This is a genomic window from Bacillus sp. NTK071 (assembly GCF_017303315.1).
In the GTDB taxonomy this organism is placed as follows: domain Bacteria; phylum Bacillota; class Bacilli; order Bacillales; family Guptibacillaceae; genus Guptibacillus.
In genome coordinates, this window is record NZ_JAFKOI010000085.1 from 1 (window position 1) to 265 (window position 265).

Annotated in this window: 1 protein-coding gene; it reads right to left on the reverse strand. The window is 51.7% G+C overall.

All coding sequences use genetic code 11. The features are described 5' to 3' along the window. The coding region (locus JI666_RS21130) for an extracellular solute-binding protein (RefSeq protein ID WP_206895049.1) at window positions 1-265 on the reverse strand (265 nt) is incomplete at both ends.

Here is a 265-nt window from a genome sequence, read left to right on the forward strand (position 1 = left end):
TCCGATCTGGCACTAAATCTTTGTTGTAGATGAGAGACAAAGACTCAACGGCGATTGGATAGCCGATGTATTTGCCATCGTATTTCACCGCATCCCATGCAAAATCGACGATGCCGTCTTTGATTTTTTGCGAAGGTTTGATCTCAGCCAGCAGACCCGCTTCAGCGTAGCCACCAAAACGGTCGTGCGCCCAGAACACGATATCCGGACCGTCACCCGTTGCTGCAGTTTGCGGGAACTTGTCCTGAAGACCATCCGGGTGTGC